At 62.1% G+C, this 17973-nt stretch carries 17 protein-coding genes; 12 read left to right on the top strand and 5 right to left on the bottom strand.

From position 1 onward, the window contains the following. Nucleotides 1–46: 46 nt before the first annotated feature. On the bottom strand, nucleotides 47–940 hold the full coding sequence (gene bla, locus V1277_RS33195) for a class A beta-lactamase (RefSeq protein ID WP_334419943.1): 894 nt from the start codon (nucleotides 938–940) through the stop codon (nucleotides 47–49). 112 nt (nucleotides 941–1052) lie between these two features. On the opposite strand from bla, the gene V1277_RS33190 reads away from it, so the two are divergent. After that, nucleotides 1053–1955, top strand: a complete 903-nt coding sequence (locus tag V1277_RS33190; RefSeq protein WP_334419942.1) for a LysR family transcriptional regulator — start codon at nucleotides 1053–1055, stop codon at nucleotides 1953–1955. Here V1277_RS33190 and V1277_RS33185 read toward each other — a convergent pair whose 3' ends face one another. Together V1277_RS33185 and V1277_RS33180 are read right to left on the bottom strand one after the other, a co-directional pair. Next, nucleotides 1956–3203 (bottom strand): MFS transporter, encoded by a 1248-nt coding sequence (locus tag V1277_RS33185; protein WP_334419941.1) that lies wholly within the window; start codon nucleotides 3201–3203, stop codon nucleotides 1956–1958. Nucleotides 3204–3464: 261 nt separating this feature from the next. Then, nucleotides 3465–4475 (bottom strand): AraC family transcriptional regulator, encoded by a 1011-nt coding sequence (locus V1277_RS33180; protein ID WP_334419940.1) that lies wholly within the window; start codon nucleotides 4473–4475, stop codon nucleotides 3465–3467. 529 nt (nucleotides 4476–5004) lie between these two features. On the opposite strand from V1277_RS33180, the gene V1277_RS33175 reads away from it, so the two are divergent. Together V1277_RS33175 and V1277_RS33170 are read left to right on the top strand one after the other, a co-directional pair. Beyond that, entirely contained in the window at nucleotides 5005–5691 is a 687-nt protein-coding gene (locus V1277_RS33175) for an MBL fold metallo-hydrolase (protein WP_334419939.1), read from the top strand. A gap of 51 nt (nucleotides 5692–5742) precedes the next feature. Next, on the top strand, nucleotides 5743–6426 hold the full coding sequence (locus tag V1277_RS33170) for a DUF1326 domain-containing protein (protein WP_334419938.1): 684 nt from the start codon (nucleotides 5743–5745) through the stop codon (nucleotides 6424–6426). A 56-nt stretch (nucleotides 6427–6482) separates the two neighbouring features. Here the strand turns inward: V1277_RS33170 and tyrS are convergent, their stop codons facing one another. Beyond that, nucleotides 6483–7736, bottom strand: coding sequence for a tyrosine--tRNA ligase (gene tyrS / locus V1277_RS33165; RefSeq protein WP_334419937.1), 1254 nt, complete (start codon nucleotides 7734–7736; stop codon nucleotides 6483–6485). A gap of 176 nt (nucleotides 7737–7912) precedes the next feature. Here tyrS and V1277_RS33160 point away from each other — a divergent pair, with 176 nt between their 5' ends. Both V1277_RS33160 and V1277_RS33155 read left to right on the top strand, forming a co-directional pair. After that, on the top strand, nucleotides 7913–9013 hold the full coding sequence (locus V1277_RS33160) for an anhydro-N-acetylmuramic acid kinase (protein WP_334420523.1): 1101 nt from the start codon (nucleotides 7913–7915) through the stop codon (nucleotides 9011–9013). Nucleotides 9014–9131: 118 nt separating this feature from the next. Then, the gene (locus tag V1277_RS33155) at nucleotides 9132–9812 is read left to right on the top strand and encodes a glutathione S-transferase family protein (protein WP_334419936.1); all 681 of its coding nucleotides are present in this window, start codon (nucleotides 9132–9134) and stop codon (nucleotides 9810–9812) included. Between the two features lie 122 nt (nucleotides 9813–9934). On the opposite strand, the gene V1277_RS33150 is transcribed toward V1277_RS33155, so the two are convergent. Further along, a complete protein-coding gene (locus tag V1277_RS33150; protein ID WP_025589847.1) occupies nucleotides 9935–10582 on the bottom strand; it encodes an alpha/beta hydrolase in 648 nt (215 codons plus the stop codon). A 279-nt stretch (nucleotides 10583–10861) separates the two neighbouring features. Here V1277_RS33150 and V1277_RS33145 point away from each other — a divergent pair, with 279 nt between their 5' ends. The 7 genes from V1277_RS33145 (at nucleotide 10862) to V1277_RS33115 (ending at nucleotide 17857) form a co-directional block, all read left to right on the top strand. Then, on the top strand, nucleotides 10862–12016 hold the full coding sequence (locus tag V1277_RS33145; protein ID WP_334419935.1) for a cysteine desulfurase family protein: 1155 nt from the start codon (nucleotides 10862–10864) through the stop codon (nucleotides 12014–12016). Between the two features lie 88 nt (nucleotides 12017–12104). Then, nucleotides 12105–13601, top strand: coding sequence for a Fe-S cluster assembly protein SufB (gene sufB, locus V1277_RS33140; RefSeq protein ID WP_334375624.1), 1497 nt, complete (start codon nucleotides 12105–12107; stop codon nucleotides 13599–13601). 125 nt (nucleotides 13602–13726) lie between these two features. Continuing rightward, nucleotides 13727–14479, top strand: a complete 753-nt coding sequence (gene sufC, locus V1277_RS33135) for a Fe-S cluster assembly ATPase SufC (protein WP_334419934.1) — start codon at nucleotides 13727–13729, stop codon at nucleotides 14477–14479. Between the two features lie 17 nt (nucleotides 14480–14496). Continuing rightward, complete coding sequence (sufD, locus tag V1277_RS33130) at nucleotides 14497–15822, top strand: Fe-S cluster assembly protein SufD (protein ID WP_334419933.1); 1326 nt, start codon at nucleotides 14497–14499, stop codon at nucleotides 15820–15822. Continuing rightward, nucleotides 15819–17066, top strand: a complete 1248-nt coding sequence (locus tag V1277_RS33125) for a cysteine desulfurase (protein ID WP_334419932.1) — start codon at nucleotides 15819–15821, stop codon at nucleotides 17064–17066. Before sufD ends, V1277_RS33125 begins: the two co-directional genes overlap by 4 nt. Continuing rightward, nucleotides 17063–17434 carry an SUF system Fe-S cluster assembly protein gene (locus V1277_RS33120; RefSeq protein ID WP_028346267.1) on the top strand — a complete coding sequence of 124 codons (372 nt, stop codon included), beginning with the start codon at nucleotides 17063–17065 and terminating at the stop codon, nucleotides 17432–17434. The genes V1277_RS33125 and V1277_RS33120 overlap by 4 nt, the downstream gene beginning before the upstream one ends. A 9-nt stretch (nucleotides 17435–17443) precedes the next feature. Continuing rightward, the gene (locus V1277_RS33115; protein WP_334419931.1) at nucleotides 17444–17857 is read left to right on the top strand and encodes a VOC family protein; all 414 of its coding nucleotides are present in this window, start codon (nucleotides 17444–17446) and stop codon (nucleotides 17855–17857) included. Nucleotides 17858–17973: the final 116 nt, after the last annotated feature.

Below are 17973 nucleotides of genomic sequence, written 5' to 3'. Positions count from 1 at the left end.
CCGCGCCGCAAGTGCGGTGCGCTGCGCAGCATCCGGGGAACGACACCTAGCCAGATGCCATGGCCGAGACCGCCCGCGCGACCGAAGCCAAAATGGCGTTTTGCTGCGCGGCAGAAACGGTGGCGCCGGTCAGATAGGCGGTGATCACGATGGGCGCCTTGCCGGGTGGCCAGATCACAGCGACGTCATTGTTTGTGCCTCGAGCACCAGTGCCGGTCTTGTCGCCGACGCGCCAATCTTTCGCAAGACCTGCACGCAGTCTCGTATCGCCGGTCTTGTTGGCGATCAACCATGCCGTCAGTTGCTCGCGCGATGCTGCCGACAGCGCTTTAGTCCCAAGGATCAGGGCTTGCAAATTCGAAGCCATCGCATTCGGTGTCGTGGTATCGCGAGGATCGTCGAGCAAAGCCTCGTTGAGCGAGGGCTCATCCCGGTCTAACCGTGTGACCTGGTCGCCGAGGCTCCGTGCGAAGGCCGTCAGCCCCGGCGGTCCGCCGATGCCGGCGAGCAGGAGATTGCCGGCCGTGTTGTCGCTCAACGTCACCGCCGCTTCGCAAATCTCAGCGAGCGTCATGCCGTCGCCGCCAACGCGCTTCTCGGTTACGGGTGAGTACACGACGAGTGCGGATGCGTCGAAGGTTATGCGCCGCGTCAACAGTTCCTTGCCGGCATCCACCCGCGCCAGGATCGCGGCGGCTGCGAGCATCTTGAAGGTGCTGCACATCGGAAAGCGCTCGTCACCCCGGTGGACATGACGAGTGTCCGTTGCCGTTTCCAGGACACAAACACCGAGCCGGCCGCCGCTCTCGCTCTCCAGACGCTTGATCTCGTCGATCAGTCGTTGATTTGTGGTCGATGCACATATCGCTTGCTGGCCGCTCAAAGCAGTCGTTATCAGCGCTGCACCGCATCCAAGCTGGAACTGTCTTCTCGTGATCACTGTGAATCCTCCTTGCTGCGAGCAGGAAGGTGCCGATCGGTCGATATCTTGACAAACGATGAGTTCTGCGGGCAGGCATAAGAAAAACTAGGGACGAGCAATGCGGCGCCGGATGAAGCTTTCGCACCTTCCGCTCAACGCGCTACGGGCCTTTGAAGCGACGGCGCGCCATCTCAGTTTCACCCGTGCGGGCCTGGAGCTTCGGGTTACACAGGCAGCCGTTAGCCAGCATGTGAAAGTTCTGGAGAACCGGCTTGGCGTACAGTTGTTTCGCCGGCTACCCCGCGGCGTTGCGCTCACTGATGAAGGACAGTTGCTGCTGCCGAGCATTGTCGAGGCCTTCGGCCGGCTCACCGAAACGCTCAATCGTTTTGAAGACGGCCACTACCAGGACGTCATCGCGGTCGGTGTAGTCGGTACCTTCGCTTCGGGCTGGCTGCTGCCGCGGCTCGATGCTTTCAGGAAAGCCTATCCACGGATCGATTTGCGCCTGTTCACCAACAACAATCGTATCGACATCGCGGGTGAAGGCCTCGATTACGCGATCAGGTTTGGCGATGGCCTTTGGCACGGCACCGAGGCGACCCACTTGATGGCAGCGCCATTTACCCCATGCTGCGCGCCTTCGCTGGCTCGCAGGCTGAGCCGGCCGGCCGATCTCAAGCGCGAGGTATTGCTGCGTTCCTACCGACAGGACGAATGGCCGCGATGGTTTACTGCGGCGGGACTGCAGAGTCCGGTCCTCAAGGGAATGGTGTTCGATTCATCCATCACGATCGCCAGCGTAGCGGCGCGCGGTTTCGGCGTTGCGTTATTGCCGGCGGCATTGTTTCAGGGCGAGATCCGCCAGCGGCGGCTGGTACGTCCTTTTGAGATCGAAGTCGCGCTCGGCGATTATTGGATTACGTCGCTGCACTCCCGGCAACCGACAGCCGCGATGCTCTCATTCAAGAGCTGGCTGCTTGAAACGATCGCAGCAACAAAGCGGAGCCCTGGCAAGCAGGCCGGGACGTAGCTACCGTCGCAGCGCCGGCACGACCAGGAACGGAATCATTCCGAGCACCACGGCCACCAGCGCGAATGCGATCACGGGGTTGTAGCTGTGGGTCCAGTCGTGAATCAGGCCGCCGGCCCAGGCGCCGAGCCCCGAGCCAAGGCCGCTGCCGATCGAGATCGTGCCGTAGATGGTGCCGACCCGTTCGCCACGAAAGATCTTCATCGCGGTGGCCGTGATCAGCGGGCCGCGCGAGCCGATCATGCTGCCGAAGGTCACGACGAAGGCGCCGAGCAGCCAGAAGTTCGGATAGAACTGCAGCAGCCAGAGCAGGATGATGCCGACGATCGAAATGGCGTAGCTGAGCAAAACCGACGGCCTTCGTCCGATCATTGCATCGAGCTGGGTCACGCCCAGCATGCCGAACAGCAGCACGACGCCGGAAAAGCCCCAGGCGGTCGCGGCCTGCAGGGGCGGGAAGCCGGCATCGATCAGATAGGCGACGATCTGCGCCGCAAGCGCATACATCCCCACCGCCGTAAAGAAGAAGGTCGAAAACAGCGCCCAGAACGCGTGGTGGCGCATCGCGCTGCCGAGCGTCCAGCCGCCGTCGACGAAATCGGGATCGGCCTTTTTCGCGATGTGCGGCGAGCCCGTGGAGAACAGCCGCCATGGCAGCAGCAGCAACGGGGCCAGCAGGCACAGCGCAATGATACCGAACGTCTGGTAGGCGCCGCGCCAGCCGATGTGATCGATCAGAAGCTGCGACGCCGGCAACAGCAGCAGCACGCCCGCTCCGGCGGCGGAGTACACCACCGCCATCGCGGTAGGCAGTCGCGGGCCGAACCAGCGGCCGAGCAGAATCGAATTCGGCACGTTGCCGATGAAGGCGATGCCGATCCCGACGGAGACGCCGACGCTCAACTGGAATTGCCATAGCGCCTGTGCGCGCGACGCCGCCAGAAGCGCCCCGCCGAGCAGCAGCAGTCCCAGCAAATAGACGGTGCGGGGGCCGTAGCGGTCGAACAGCCGCCCAACCACCGGCGCCGTCAGGCCGCCCGCCAGCCATGTCAGCGAATAGATCGAAACCACTTCCGCGCGGTCCCAGCCGAAATTCTCCGAGATCGGTTTGAGGAAAACCGTAAAGCTCTCGCCGAGGCCGCGGCCGAGCAGCGCCAGCGTGAAGCACAGCGCCAGCACGTTGAGCGCCACGCGCCCCGGCTTGAGCGGCTGCGTCGCGATATCCTCCGCGCGGGTCTTGTTATCCATGCGAGCAGGGAGCGCGTTTCCACCGATACCGCAAGCCTCAAAAATGAATGCGCCTATGCAGGCCTGATTAAGGGCGCGTATTCGTAAATCGAACTCGATTGGTGCGGGCTTGGCCAATGTCCGTCATGCCCTGGCAGCGACCAAATTCCGCATCGCAACGAAATGACGCGATGTGCCACAAGGGGACCTCAGCACGAAGCTACTCGATTTGGTGGATCGACTGAACACAGCAAACGTAGTTGCTGGCTGGAGCTTCCCAAACTACGGTTGCTTCCGTCGCTGCTGCGTCTGACCTCTCAGCGTCTCCGAAGGACTTTCCCCAAAGTACGCGCAGTACGTGACCGAGAACCGGCCCATGTGGGTGAATCCCGTGCTCATGGCAATCTCGGTGACATTCGCTTCCGGATCGGCCCGCAGCAAGGCTTGGCGAGCTTGCCTCAAGCGGGCGTTCCGTAGGTAGCGCATCGGCGAGACACCCTTGAAATTCCTGAAGTGCATAAAGAGTGTTCGGCCCGCAACCCCGGTCGCCATAGCGAGGTCGGCCACTGTGATTGCCTGATCGAGGTGGGCTTCGATGTAGTCGACCGCTCGCCTCACGTCACGCGGCGCAATCGGCCTCTCGAGGCGTTGCAGCGCGTTGCTGTAATTGTGCGGGTGCGACAGCAGCAGTGCCGTAATAATGAACTGCTCGAATTGGCTCATTGTTGCCGGGCTCCAGAGCACCGATCCCGCCTGTTCCAGGTCCGCGACGGCCATCAGCACGTAGCGTGCCAGGCTGCGGCCGTACCCGGCGGCGAGGTCGATGGTGGGCGCAAACTCGAGGGAAGCGGTTGGTGGCTCGCCGAGTAGGGCTGCAAGCTGACCTGTAAGCCTGGATTTGGTCAGAGACAGTTGGATGCGGCTGCTGTCGGCCTCCGATACCAGCCGACAACTCTCGCGCATCGGCGAGATGATCGCGGCAAGGTTCGGATTGCAAGCGATGCTGTCACGGCCAATGGTGGCTTCAAGCTGCCCGCGAAGCGGCAGGTGGATCCAGGTGTCGGTGCGGGCGGGGCTCGGAGACAGGACAACCGATGCGCCGCCGTATTGCACGTAACCCATGTAGAGGCCCGGCATGTAAACGCCGTTGAGGCGCGCATCGAGCTGGCGGGCCTGCAGCCCTGCGATGTCGAAGCGGTAGCCTTTCGCGCGCAGGAATGCACCGGTCTCTTCCACATTGCGGCTGTGGAAGATGGGCAACTGCTCCAGAAGCGGCGCTGTGCCAAGCTGCATGCTCGCCTCCGTATTGATCGAGCATATCACGCATACCGAGGCATGGGCACCGGAGCCGGAAATGTTCCGATCATTCTTGCAGTTTTTGGATAACGATCGTTGGTTCCCGGAGGCGATTTCCACGTTTTACGCGCTTTCCGGATAGCACCCCGCGGCACTCGGATATCTAGCACCCAAATGCGCCAGTTAAGCTTCGCGCCCAACGGGGCGGTGCCTATCGATAGGGTGGCCCATCAAGGAGGGAAGCGTCGTGACTGCAGGGCATGTTCACAGAATAGCTCGTCGCCAATTTCTGGGTGAATCGGCTGCAGCCGCTCTGGCCGCGGCTGCGTGCGTATCTTCGTTGCGACCGACAAGGGCAGCCGTCCGTACGGTACCAGTCCACAAATCGGGCAGCCTCGAGGCGCTGGTCGTAAGCGACGGCCATTTCTTCCTTCCAGCGGGATTCCTGGTGACGCCGGACTCTCCGCCCGCCGAGCGCGAAGCCGCCCTGAACGCAGCCGGACAAACCGGCGAAAAGCTCCAGCTCGTGAACACCGTCGCGGTGATCCGTAGCCAGTCCGATGTGGTCCTGGTCGACACGGGCACCGGCCCACGCCACCAGCCCACGGCGGGAAAGCTTGCGGAGAACCTCAACGCTGCAGGCATTCCACCGGCAGCCGTGACCAAAATCGTCCTGACCCACGGCCATCCCGACCACCTCTGGGGCATCCTCGACGCGAATGACAACCCGATCTATCCGAATGGGAGCTACTTCGTTTCGACCGTCGAATGGAACCTTTGGGCCGACCCGGATGTGATGCGAAGGTTGCCGGCAGTCTTGGCAACCAGCGATCGCATCATCAATGGCGCCAAGAAACATTTCTCGCACGTCAAGGACAAGATGAGGACGGTACGGGATGGCGATGAGATTGTCAGTGGCGTGCGGGTCATCGATACGCCAGGGCATACGCAGGGCCACATCTCGGTCGAAATCGCCGGTGGGGATGGTCTCGTCGTCGTTGCGGACGCACTTACGCACGCTGTGATCTCATTCCAACATCCGTCGTGGCCGGTGCCAGTCGACCATGAACCCGATCGCGGCATCTCGACCCGCCTACGCCTGCTCGATCGGCTCGTCGTTGACAAGCGCCGGCTGATCGGCGCTCACCTGCCGTTCCCCGGCACCGGCTTCGTCGAGCGCAGGGGTGGCGCCTATCGCTTCGTTCCAACTTGAAGTTCGTGCAAAGTCGAGTTGAGCGTTATCGCCTCCGGAAGGCGCACTGAGATGGCTGATCAATGGCTATTCAAGAGTGAGACTTATGATAACTGCAATTGCGCTATGAATTGTGGTTGCCAGTTCAACCTGCCGAGTACCCACGGCTATTGTCAGTCGGCCTTCGTCGGCACCGTCGTCGAAGGCCACTTCAACGAAACGTCGCTCTCAGGCCTGAACTGGGCGGCGCTGTACAGGTGGCCTGGCGAAATCAAGGACGGAAACGGCCGGCGCCAGATCGTTGTCGACGAACGTGCGGATGAAGCTCAACGGATCGCGCTTGAAACAATCATCTCAGGCGAGGCATGCGAACCACTGAGCAATTTTTTCTCCGTATTCGCGTCCACATGCTCAGAATTTTGCGAGACATTATTCCTGCCGATTGATCTCGATGCGGACTTGGAACTCAGAACCGCGAGGGTAGAGATACCCGGCGTCATGCGGAGTACAGGCAGGCCGAAGATCAACGAGTTTACCGGTCAACCATTCCACATTGCGCTGGCGCGCCCTAGCGGCAGTTTCGAGTTTACCTACGCAGAAGTCGGGCTGGGTACCACGTCGGTCACAGGTGACATGGAAATGGCGTTCGAAGATTCATGGGCACACTTTTGTGTTCACCACTTCAATCAGGATGGCTTGGTCAGGCAAAGATCAAGGCTCACGGCATGGCTTGGGCATATGCGTTCCCGTGAATGATGCTATGTCGAACTCGCATCAATTCGAATTTGGCTGCGCGCTAGTGAGTCCACGCTCTAGGCCGGCTTGAGCAGCACGTGCTTTTTCTTCCCCATGGAAAGTTTGATGACGCCTTCCGGGGTGAGGTTGGACGGCGTCAGCACCATTTTCTCGTCGGTCACGGCGGCATCGTTGACGCGCAAGCCTCCGCCCTTGATCTGGCGGCGTGCCTCGCCATTCGAGGTTACGAGACCCGCTTTCACGAACAGCCCCAGCACGGCCGCGCCGGCCTCGAGTTCGCCGCGCGAAACCTCCACCGTGGGCAGGTTCTCCGCGATCGCGCCTTGCTCGAACGTTTGCCGGGCGGTTTCGGCGGCGGTGTTCGCGGCGTCGCGGCCATGCAACAGCGCGGTCGCCTCCGTCGCCAGCACCTTCTTGGCCTCGTTGATCTCGCCGCCCCGCAATGCCGCGAGCTTCTCGATCTCGCTCATCGGCAGGGTCGTGAACAGCTTTAGAAATTTCACGACGTCGGCATCCTCGGCGTTGCGCCAATATTGCCAGAAGTCGTAAGGCGAGAACTGGTCGGCGTTGAGCCACACCGCGCCTTGCGCGGTCTTGCCCATCTTGGCCCCGGAAGCAGTCGTGAGCAGCGGCGTGGTCAGCGCGAACAATTGCGCCGTCCCCATGCGGCGGCCGAGATCGACGCCGTTGACGATGTTGCCCCATTGATCGGAGCCGCCCATCTGCAGCCGGCATCCGGTACGCCGCGCCAGCTCGACGAAATCATAGGCCTGGCAGACCATGTAGTTGAACTCGATGAAGCTCATCTCCTGCTCGCGCTCGAGCCGGAGCCTGACCGAATCCATCGTCAGCATGCGGTTGACCGAGAAGTGCCGGCCGATGTCGCGCAGCATCTCGATCCAGTTCAGCTTCGTCAGCCATTCGGCATTATCGAGCATGATCGCATCGCTCGGGCCGTCCCCGTACCGCAGCACCTTCGCGAACACGCCGCGGATCGAGGCCTTGTTGGCCTCGATTTCTTCGATCGTGCGGATGGCGCGCGTTTCGTCCTTGCCGGAGGGGTCGCCGACCATGGTGGTGCCGCCGCCCATCAGGGTGATCGGCTTGTTGCCGCTCTGCTGCAGCCAGTGCAGCATCATCATCGTGAGGTAATTGCCGATATGGAGCGACGGCGCGGTGCAGTCGTAGCCGACATAGGCGGTCGCCTGGCCCTTGGCGGCCAGCGCGTCGAGGCCCTCGAAATCGGAGCATTGGTGGATGAAGCCGCGTTCCTGTAAAATGTTCAGGAAATCTGATTTAAATTTGGTCATGGGCGGGCGCTTTGATCATTCTATTTTCACTGTAATTGTAGCTGTTAGCGGAACCATGGCTGAACAGGCTGCCGCAAGGCCGGGCGCTGTGGCATTATAAGATGTGCGTGTTTGGCACAAGCTGGTCGTCGTCGGCGGGACGTATCGAGCAGGGCGTTTCAAAGGCACAATCGACCATGATGTTGACCGCATTAGGTTTGATGAGCGGCACCTCGCTCGACGGGGTGGATGTCGCTTTGATCGAAACCGACGGCCGCCGGGTGAATGCGCTCGGACCGTCCGGATACCGGCCCTATACCGATACGGAGCGCGGCCTGTTGCGGCAGGCGCTGTATGAGGCCGCCGACCTGGCCGATCGCACGGCGCGGCCCGGCTGCCTGCGCGAGGCCGAGCGGGTCGTCACATCAGCGCATGCCGAGGCGGTCGCCGCTTTTACCGCGCAGCACCGGATGCGCTTCGACGACATCGACATCGTCGGCTTTCACGGCCAGACCGTGCTGCACCGGCCCGAGAAAAAGCTGACGGTCCAGATCGGCGACGCGCTGACGCTCGCCAGGACGATCCACATTCCGGTCATGTACGATTTCCGCGCTGCCGATGTCGAAGCCGGCGGGCAGGGCGCGCCCTTTGTGCCGGTCTATCACCGCGCGCTCGCCCAATCGCTGGAGTGGGAGGGGCCGACCATCGTGGTCAATATCGGCGGGGTCGCCAACATCACCTATATCGACGGCGACACGCTGATCGCCTGCGATACCGGGCCGGGCAACGCGCTGCTCGACGACCACATGTTCCGCCGCATGAACCAGCGCTTCGATACCGAGGGCCGCACCGCAGCGCTGGGCAGGGTCGATGCGGCGTGGATCAACCGTGCGCTGGAGATGCCGTTCTTTTCGCTGCCCCCGCCGAAATCGCTCGATCGCAACGATTTTGCGGGGCTGAAGCTCGGCGATATGGCGCCCGAGGATGGCGCGGCGACGCTGACCGCCTTTACTGTCGCTGCGATTGCCCGGGTGGTGCCGTTGCTGCCGAAGGAACCCAAGAACTGGATCGTGGCCGGCGGCGGCGCCCGCAACCTGACCATGCTGCGGATGTTGCGTGAGTGTCTGGCGCCTGCGACCGTCCGGGCGGCGGACAGCCTGGGCTGGGCCTCCGACGCCATCGAGGCGCAGGCTTTCGGATTTCTGGCGGCGCGAGGCCTGAAAGGCCTGCCGCTGAGCTACCCCGCCACGACAGGGGTGCCGCTCCCGATGACCGGCGGCATCATCGCGCGACCGTGACGCGGTTCAAGATATGTTGATGCAATTGCATCGACCTTGACGACTGCATGCAAGTGCATCTAAGTTAGATGCAGATGCATGGAGCGAAGGCCGGCCGGCCTTCGTGTTGGAGGTCGTCATGGCGCAGAAGCTCACTTTGATCAGCCACAAGCTTTGTCCCTATGTGCAGCGCGCCGTGATCGCGCTGAACGAAAAGGGCATTCCGTTCGAGCGGGTCGACATCGATCTCGCCAACAAGCCGGACTGGTTCTTGAAGATATCGCCGCTCGGCAAGGTGCCAGTGCTGGTCGTGACCGGCGACGACGGCAAGGAGGTCGCGCTGTTCGAAAGCAACGTGATTTGCGAGTACATCGAGGACACCCAGGGCGGCGCCAAGCTGCATCCGCAGGATGCGCTCCAGCGCGCGCAGCATCGCGCCTGGATGGAGTTCGGGTCGACCATTCTGAGCGAACTCTGGGGCCTGGAGACGACGGGTGATCCCGCGATCTTCGAGAGCAAACGGCAGGCGGTCGCCGAAAAATTCGCGCGCGTCGAGGAGGCGCTGGGTAGCGGGCCGTTCTTTGCCGGCAAAAATTTCAGCCTGGTGGACTCGGTGTTCGCGCCGATCTTTCGTTATTTCGACGTGTTCGATCAACTGACCGATCTCTCGGTCTTCGCCGATGCGCCCAAGGTCCGCGCATGGCGAAAGACGCTGGCGAAGCGGCCGAGCGTGCGCACGGCGGTGGGTCCCGACTATCCGCAATTGCTGCACGCGTTCCTGGTGCGCCATAACGCCCACATGCTGAAATTGGCGGCGTAGTACTGTCCCCGGCTGAAATCGTAGGATGGGTGGAGCGAAGCGATACCCATCAACACCGCGGCGTGCGATTGATGGGTTTCGCGAAGGGCTCAACCCATCCTACGTAGCTGCCCGATTGTCGCTCAGCGGACGTTGGCAAGCCGCATGTCGAGATAGCCGGTCACCGTCTCCATCAGCGGCTCCAGCTTGCCATCGAAGAAGTGGTTGGCACCCGGGATGATCTGCTGATCGATCACGATGCCTTTTTGCGTCTTCAACTTCTCGACCAGCGTGTTGACGTCCTTTGGCGGCACCACCGCGTCCTTCTCGCCGTGCACGATCAGGCCAGAAGACGGGCAGGGCGCGAGGAACGAGAAGTCGTAGAGATTGGCGGGCGGCGCGATCGAAATAAAACCTTCGACCTCGGGCCGGCGCATCAGAAGCTGCATGCCGATCCAGGCGCCGAACGAAAAGCCCGCGACCCAGCAGGCGCGCGCTTCGGGATTGATGGTCTGCGCCCAGTCCAGCGCGGAGGCCGCGTCCGAGAGCTCGCCGGTACCATGATCGAACGAGCCCTGGCTGCGGCCGACGCCGCGGAAATTGAAACGCAGCACCGAGAAGCCGCGATGCGCAAACGCGTAGTAGCACTGGTAGACGATCTGGTGATTCATCGTGCCGTGGAACTGCGGATGCGGGTGCAGGATCATCGCGATCGGCGCGTTCTTCTGCTTGGCCGGATGATAACGGCCTTCGAGGCGGCCTGCGGGGCCGGTGAAAATTACTTCAGGCATTGATGATCCCTAGGCAACGGACGTGATCCGGGCGGAAAAGAATGTGATCATGCGTCGTTGGGCGATGCGCGAACGGGCGCTCCCGTGAACTGGTTGCGGCCTTCTAGCATGAGGCGAGGGGCAAAAAGCAAGCATCTTGAACATCTAGAAGGCTGCGCAGCAAGGCGTTAGCCTGCGATTGTACGAGACGGCACGATCCCCAATTGCCATAAGGCGCTTTGCGCAGGCACTGGGCCTGCTCGCGCTGGCCGCCGAGGGTGTAGGTAATATCATACAGACATGACCGACCGGATCTATCTCGACTGGAATGCGACGACGCCGCTTCGCCCCGAGGCAAGGCAGGCGATGGCGGCCGCTTGGGATCTGGCCGGCAATCCGTCCTCGGTGCATGCCGAGGGGCGTCAGGCACGCCGGCTGGTCGAGGACGCACGGGCTGCGGTCGCGGCGGCCGTCGGCGCCCGTCCGCAGGATGTGGTGTTTGCTTCCGGCGGCACCGAAGCCAATGCCATGGCGCTGGCGCCGGGATTGCGCCGGAGTACAGGCTTGCCGGTCCAGCAACTGGTGGTGTCGGCCATCGAACACCCGTCGGTGCTATCGGGCGGACGGTTTCCGGCGGACACGATCGCGGCCATTAAGGTTTCGGGTGCCGGCTTGGTCGACCTCGCCCATCTGCGTGCGTTGCTTGCCGAAGGGCCGCCGGCGCTGGTGTCGGTGATGCTAGCCAACAACGAGACCGGCGCCATTCAACCGGTCGGCGAAGTCGCTGACATCGTGCATGAAGCGGGCGGGCTGCTGCATGTCGATGCGATTCAGGCATTTGGTAAAATACCGTTCGTTATCAGATCGATACGCGCCGATCTGATCACGTTGTCTGCGCACAAGATCGGCGGTCCCAAGGGCGCGGGGGCGCTGGTCTTGGCCGAAGAGGTGCAGGGACTGGAGCCGCTGCTCCGCGGCGGTGGCCAGGAGTTGGGCCGCCGGGCGGGAACCGAGAATGTCGCCGGTATCGCTGCCTTTGGCGCAGCGACCAAGGCAGCCATGGCCGAGCTGCCGGCTAGTGCCGCCAGACAGCAGGGCCTGCGTGAGCGCCTTGAGAAGGGGCTGAACCAAACACCTGAAATCATTGTGTTTTCAGAGGATGCGCCGCGTCTGCCTAATACGACGCTGTTTACCGTTCCCGGGCTTCGAGCCGAAACGGCGGTGATCGGCTTCGATCTCAGCGGTATTTCGGTATCGTCCGGTTCCGCCTGTTCCTCGGGCAAGGTGCAACCATCCCATGTGCTGGCCGCAATGGGGTTCGACGGTGAGCTGGCTCAGGGAGCGGTGCGGCTCAGTCTGGGCTGGTCTACCACGGAGACAGACATTGATTTGGCCCTTGAGGCTTGGCGAAAGCTTGCTGATGCCTTACTTAGAGGGCGACGAAACACGGCTTGAAACGTTCTAAGTCCGTTTCGCCGGAACGCTTCGTCACTGATTTGCAATTGTTCCACCGCGGTCCTTGAAACCGCGAGCGGAGGATGGAATGCCAGCCGTACAAGAGACGGTCGAGCGCGTACGCCGCATCGACGTCGATCAATATCGATATGGTTTTGAGACGCTGATCGAGTCCGACAAGGCCCCCAAGGGTCTCTCGGAAGACACCGTCCGCTTCATTTCCGCGAAGAAGAACGAGCCGGCCTGGATGCTGGAATGGCGTCTGGAGGCCTATCGCCGCTGGCTGACCATGACCGAGCCGACCTGGGCGCGCGTCAACTATCCCAAGATCGACTACCAGGACATCTATTACTACGCGGCGCCGAAGCCGAAGAAGACGCTGTCGTCGATCGATGAGATAGATCCCGAAATCCTCAAGACCTACGAGAAGCTCGGCATTCCCTTGCGCGAGGTCGCTATTCTTGAAGGCGTTGAGCCCCCGCCCGGCGGCGAGCCGTCGGCCAACCGCAAGATCGCGGTCGACGCAGTGTTCGACTCGGTTTCGGTGGCGACCACCTTCCAGAAGGAGCTGAAGGCCGCCGGCGTGATCTTCATGCCGATCTCGGAGGCGATTCGCGAACATCCCGAGCTGGTGAAGAAGTATCTCGGCTCGGTCGTGCCGACCTCGGACAATTATTTCGCGACGCTGAACTCGGCGGTGTTCTCCGATGGCTCGTTCGTCTACGTGCCGCCGGGCGTGCGCTGCCCGATGGAGCTGTCGACCTATTTCCGCATCAACGAGCGCAACACCGGCCAGTTCGAGCGCACGCTGATCATCGCCGACAAGGGTTCCTACGTCAGCTACCTCGAAGGCTGCACCGCACCGCAGCGCGACGAGAACCAGTTGCATGCGGCGGTCGTTGAACTCGTCGCGCTCGACGACGCCGAGATCAAATATTCGACCGTGCAGAACTGGTACCCCGGCAATTCCGAAGGCTTGGGCGGCATCTACAATTTCGTCACCAAGCGTGGCGACTGCCGCGGCAACCATTCGAAGATCTCCTGGACCCAGGTCGAAACCGGTTCGGCGATCACCTGGAAATACCCGAGCTGCATCCTGCGCGGCGACAATTCGCGCGGCGAGTTCTACTCGATCGCGATCTCGAACGGTCACCAGCAGGTCGACTCTGGCACCAAGATGCTCCATCTTGGCAAGAACACGTCGAGCCGGATCATTTCCAAGGGCATCGCGGCCGGCGTGTCGCAAAATACCTATCGCGGCCTCGTCACCGCCCATCGCAAGGCGACCGGCGCACGCAATTATACGGCCTGCGACTCGCTCCTGATCGGCGACAAATGCGGCGCGCATACCGTTCCCTACGTCGAGGCGAAGAACTCGTCCGCGACGTTTGAGCACGAAGCGACGACGTCAAAGATCTCCGAGGACGTGCTGTTCTATTGCACCCAGCGCGGGCTCTCGCAGGAAGAAGCTGTCGGCCTCGTGGTCAATGGCTTCGTGAAGGACGTGCTGCAGCAACTGCCGATGGAGTTCGCAGTTGAGGCGCAGAAGCTGATCTCGATCTCGCTCGAAGGATCGGTTGGATAGCGACCTCATCCTGAGGAGGCCGCGCAGCGGCCGTCTCGAAGGATGAGAGGAAAGATTGTGGCCACGTCCTTCGAGACGCGTCTGGCGACGCTCCTGAGGACGAGGGGTGAAAACGGAAAAACAACATGTCATTGCTTGAAGTGAAAGACCTGAAAGTCCGCGTTGAGGATAACGAAATTCTCCACGGACTGACGCTCACCGTGAACCCGGGCGAAGTCCACGCGATCATGGGACCGAACGGCTCCGGCAAATCCACCCTGAGCCACGTCATCGCGGGCAAGCCGGGCTACGAAGTCACCGACGGCCAGATCCTGTTCAAGGGCGAGGATCTCCTTGAAATGGAGCCGGACGAGCGCGCCGCCAAGGGCGTGTTCCTGGCGTTCCAGTATCCGGTCGAAATTCCCGGCGTCGCCACCATGAACTTCCTCCGCACCGCGCTGAACGCGCAGCGCAAAGCACGTGGCGAGAGCGAGTTCTCCACGCCCGATTTTCTCAAGAAGGTGCGCGAGGTCGCAAAGTCGCTCAACATCCCGCAGGACATGCTCAAGCGCGGCGTCAATGTCGGCTTCTCCGGCGGCGAGAAGAAGCGCAACGAGATTTTGCAGATGGCGCTGTTCGAGCCGGCCGTCTGCATCCTCGATGAAATGGATTCCGGCCTCGACATCGACGCGCTCAGGATCGCCGCCGATGGCGTCAACGCGCTGCGTTCGCCCGATCGCGCCATGGTCGTCATCACCCACTACCAGCGGCTGCTCAACTACATCGTGCCGGACTTCGTGCACGTGATGTCGAAGGGCCGCGTCGTCAAAAGCGGCGGCAAGGATCTGGCGCTGGAGCTCGAGGCTTCCGGCTACACCCAGTTCGAAGACGCAGCCTGACTGCGGACGGATTTGTGATGAATGTAGTTCTGGCAAAAAACGAGACCGGGCGCGCGCTGAGCGACAGCTTTGCGGTGGCGCGCGATCGGCTGCCGGGCGGCGGCAAGGTCGCCGAGGCGCGGAATACCGCCTTCGAGGCCTATGAGCGCGTCGGCCTGCCGCACCGGAGGCTCGAGGAATGGAAATACACCGATCTGCGCGCGCTGATGCGCGAGGTGCTGCCGCTGGCGGCCGCACCGGATGCGGCCGCACTGAAGCAGGCTGCTGCCGCCGTGAAGCTGCAGGCGATCAAGGGTGCCCGCCGGCTGGTGCTGGTGGACGGCGTGTTCGCGCCGAAGCTCTCCGAATTGGAGGGGCTGGAGAAGGGCCTTGCCGTCCGCACTTTGCGCGACGTGCTGGAAACCGGGGATGCAGCGCTGCAGACGCAGTTATTCACGCCCGACAATGCCAATCCGCTGGTCGCGCTCAACAGCGCGATGATGACCGACGGCGTGGTGATCGAGATCGCCAACGGCGTCGTGCTGAAGCAGCCGCTGCAGGTCATTCATGTCGCGAGCGGCGCCACGCCGGCTGCGATATACACCCGTTCGCTGCTGCGTCTCGGCAAGGATACCGGCGCGACGCTGGTCGAGAGCTACATCGCGGCCGAGGGTGCGAAGGCCTATCAGGCGCATGACTCGCTGATCGTCGCAATCGGCGATAATTCGCGGCTCGACCATGTTCGACTGGTAGAGGATGGCCGCGACGCGTTCAACATCTCTTCCGCCGTCATTGCGCTGGGTGCCCACGCGCATTTCAACACCTTTGGCATGACCTCGGGCGCCGCCGTCAGCCGCTATCAGGCGACCATCGCTTTTGCCGGTGAGGGCTCGAGAGTCGAGACCAACGGCGTCAATCTGCTCAACGGGCGCCAGCACGCCGACACCACGCTGTTTATGGATCACGCGGTGCCGCATTGTGCCAGCCGCGAAGTGTTCCGCGCCGTGGTCGACGACCGTGGCCATTCGGTGTTCCAGGGCCGCATCGTCGTGCGTCCGGACGCCCAGAAGACCGACGCCAAGATGATGACGCGGGCACTGCTTTTGTCCGACGACGCTGAGGCCGATAACAAGCCGGAGCTCGAGATCTTCGCCGATGACGTTACCTGCGGCCATGGCGCCACCACTGGCGCGCTGGACGAGAGCTTGCTGTTCTACCTGCGTGCCCGCGGCCTGTCCGAGAAGGAGGCCCAGGCGCTGTTGATCCAGGCCTTTGTTGGTGAGGCCATCGAATCCATCGTCAACGACGATCTGCGCGAACTCGCAATCGCCGCCGCGCAGCGTTGGCTGGAGGCACGGGCATGACCCAGCATCCGGCGGTCAAGAATGGCGCCTATGACGTGGCCCGCGTGCGGGAGGATTTCCCCGCGCTGGCGATGAAGGTCTATGGCAAGCCGCTGGTCTATCTCGACAACGCCGCCTCCGCGCAGAAGCCGACCGCCGTGCTCGATCGCATGACGAAGGCTTACACAAGCGAATACGCCAACGTGCATCGCGGCCTGCACTACCTCGCCAATGCCGCCACCGAGGCTTACGAGGGTGCCCGTGCCAAGGTGGCGAAATTCATCAATGCAGGGCGTGGTGAAGAAATTATCTTCACACGCAATGTCACCGAGGCCATCAATCTGGTGGCATCTTCCTGGGGCGAGCCCAACATCAAGCAGGGCGACGAGATCGTGCTCTCCATCATGGAGCACCACTCCAATATCGTGCCCTGGCACTTTTTGCGTGAGCGCCATGGCGCCGTGATCAAATGGGCGCCGGTCGACGACGACGGCAATTTCCTGATCGAGGAGTTCGAGAAGCTGCTGACACCGCGCACCAAGCTCGTCGCCATCACTCAGATGTCGAACGCGCTTGGCACCTTCGTCCCGGTCAAGGAAGTCGTGAAGCTCGCCCATGACCGCGGCATTCTGGTGCTGGTCGACGGCGCGCAAGGCGCTGTGCATTTGCCGATCGACGTGCAGGACCTCGATTGCGATTTCTATGCCTTCACCGGCCACAAGATCTATGGTCCGACCGGGATTGGCGCGCTGTACGCCAAGCATGAGCACCTGGTCGCGATGCGGCCCTATAATGGCGGCGGCGAGATGATCCGCGAAGTGGCAAAGGACTGGGTCACCTATGGCGATCCGCCGCACAAGTTCGAAGCCGGGACGCCGCCGATCGTCGAGGCGATCGGGCTGGGCGCTGCGATCGATTACGTCAACTCGATCGGCAAGGAGCGCATCGCCGCCCACGAGCACGATCTTTTGAACTACGCCCAGGAGCGGCTGCGCGGAATCAATTCGCTGCGCCTGATCGGCACCGCGCGCGGCAAGGGGCCGGTAATCTCCTTCGAGATGAAGGGCGCCCATCCCCACGACGTCGCAACCGTGATCGACCGGCAGGGAATCGCGGTGCGCGCCGGCACCCACTGCGTGATGCCGCTTTTAGAGCGGTTCAATGTCACAGCCACCTGCCGGGCGTCGTTCGGGATGTATAATACCCGGGAAGAAGTCGATCATCTGGCACAGGCGCTGATCAAGGCGCAGGATTTGTTCGCATGAGTGACACAGCCGAAGTCAAAACCGCCAACATGGAAACCAACTCGGCGCTGCCGCCGGAGGAGACCGAGCGGCTGGGCACCGAAATCGTCGCGGCGCTGAAGACGGTGTTCGACCCGGAAATTCCGGCCGACATCTACGAACTCGGACTGATCTACAAGGTCGACCTGAAGGACGACCGCAGCGTCGATGTGACGATGACGCTGACCACCCCGAATTGTCCGGCGGCCGGCGAACTGCCGACCATGGTGGAGAACGCGATCGCCAGCGTGCCTGGCGTCGGCGTCGTCAATGTCAATCTGGTGTGGGATCCGGCCTGGACGCCGGATCGGATGTCCGACGAGGCGCGCCTCGTCCTCAACATGTGGTGAAGGGACCCGTTGCCTAAGCTATCCGGCGTCATCGAGACTGCACTCTATGTCGATCACCTCGACCGCGCCCGCGCGTTCTACGAGGAGGTGCTGGGTCTGGAAGCGCTGACGGCGGATCCGCGGTTCGTTGCTTTCGATGTCGGTGGACGAAGCGTGCTGCTGCTGTTTCGCCGCGGCTCGTCGCCTGAGACGATCCAACTCCCCGGCGGCACCATTCCACCGCATGATGGCAGCGGGCCCATTCACATGGCCTTTGCCATTCCGGCGGCCGAACTGCCGGCCTGGGAAAAGTCGCTTGGCGAGCACGATGTCGCGATTGAAGGCAGGACGGACTGGCCGCGCGGTGGCAAGAGCATCTATTTCCGCGATCCCGACAGTCACCTGCTGGAACTGGCGACACCGGGAATTTGGAAAATTTACTAGGGAAAGCTGGCCTAGGCGTTTCGACAGGTTCTGACCGCGTTCACAATGAGAGACCTTCACAGCGGGATTTTCGTTGTTATTTTAATGCTATGATAGTTCGTCGCTTTGAGGCGACC

The sequence above is a fragment of the Bradyrhizobium sp. AZCC 1588 genome, assembly GCF_036924735.1.
Lineage (GTDB): Bacteria > Pseudomonadota > Alphaproteobacteria > Rhizobiales > Xanthobacteraceae > Bradyrhizobium.
The sequence above is the reverse complement of the archived record's forward strand: the minus strand, read 5'-3'. Positions and strand labels throughout refer to the sequence as shown.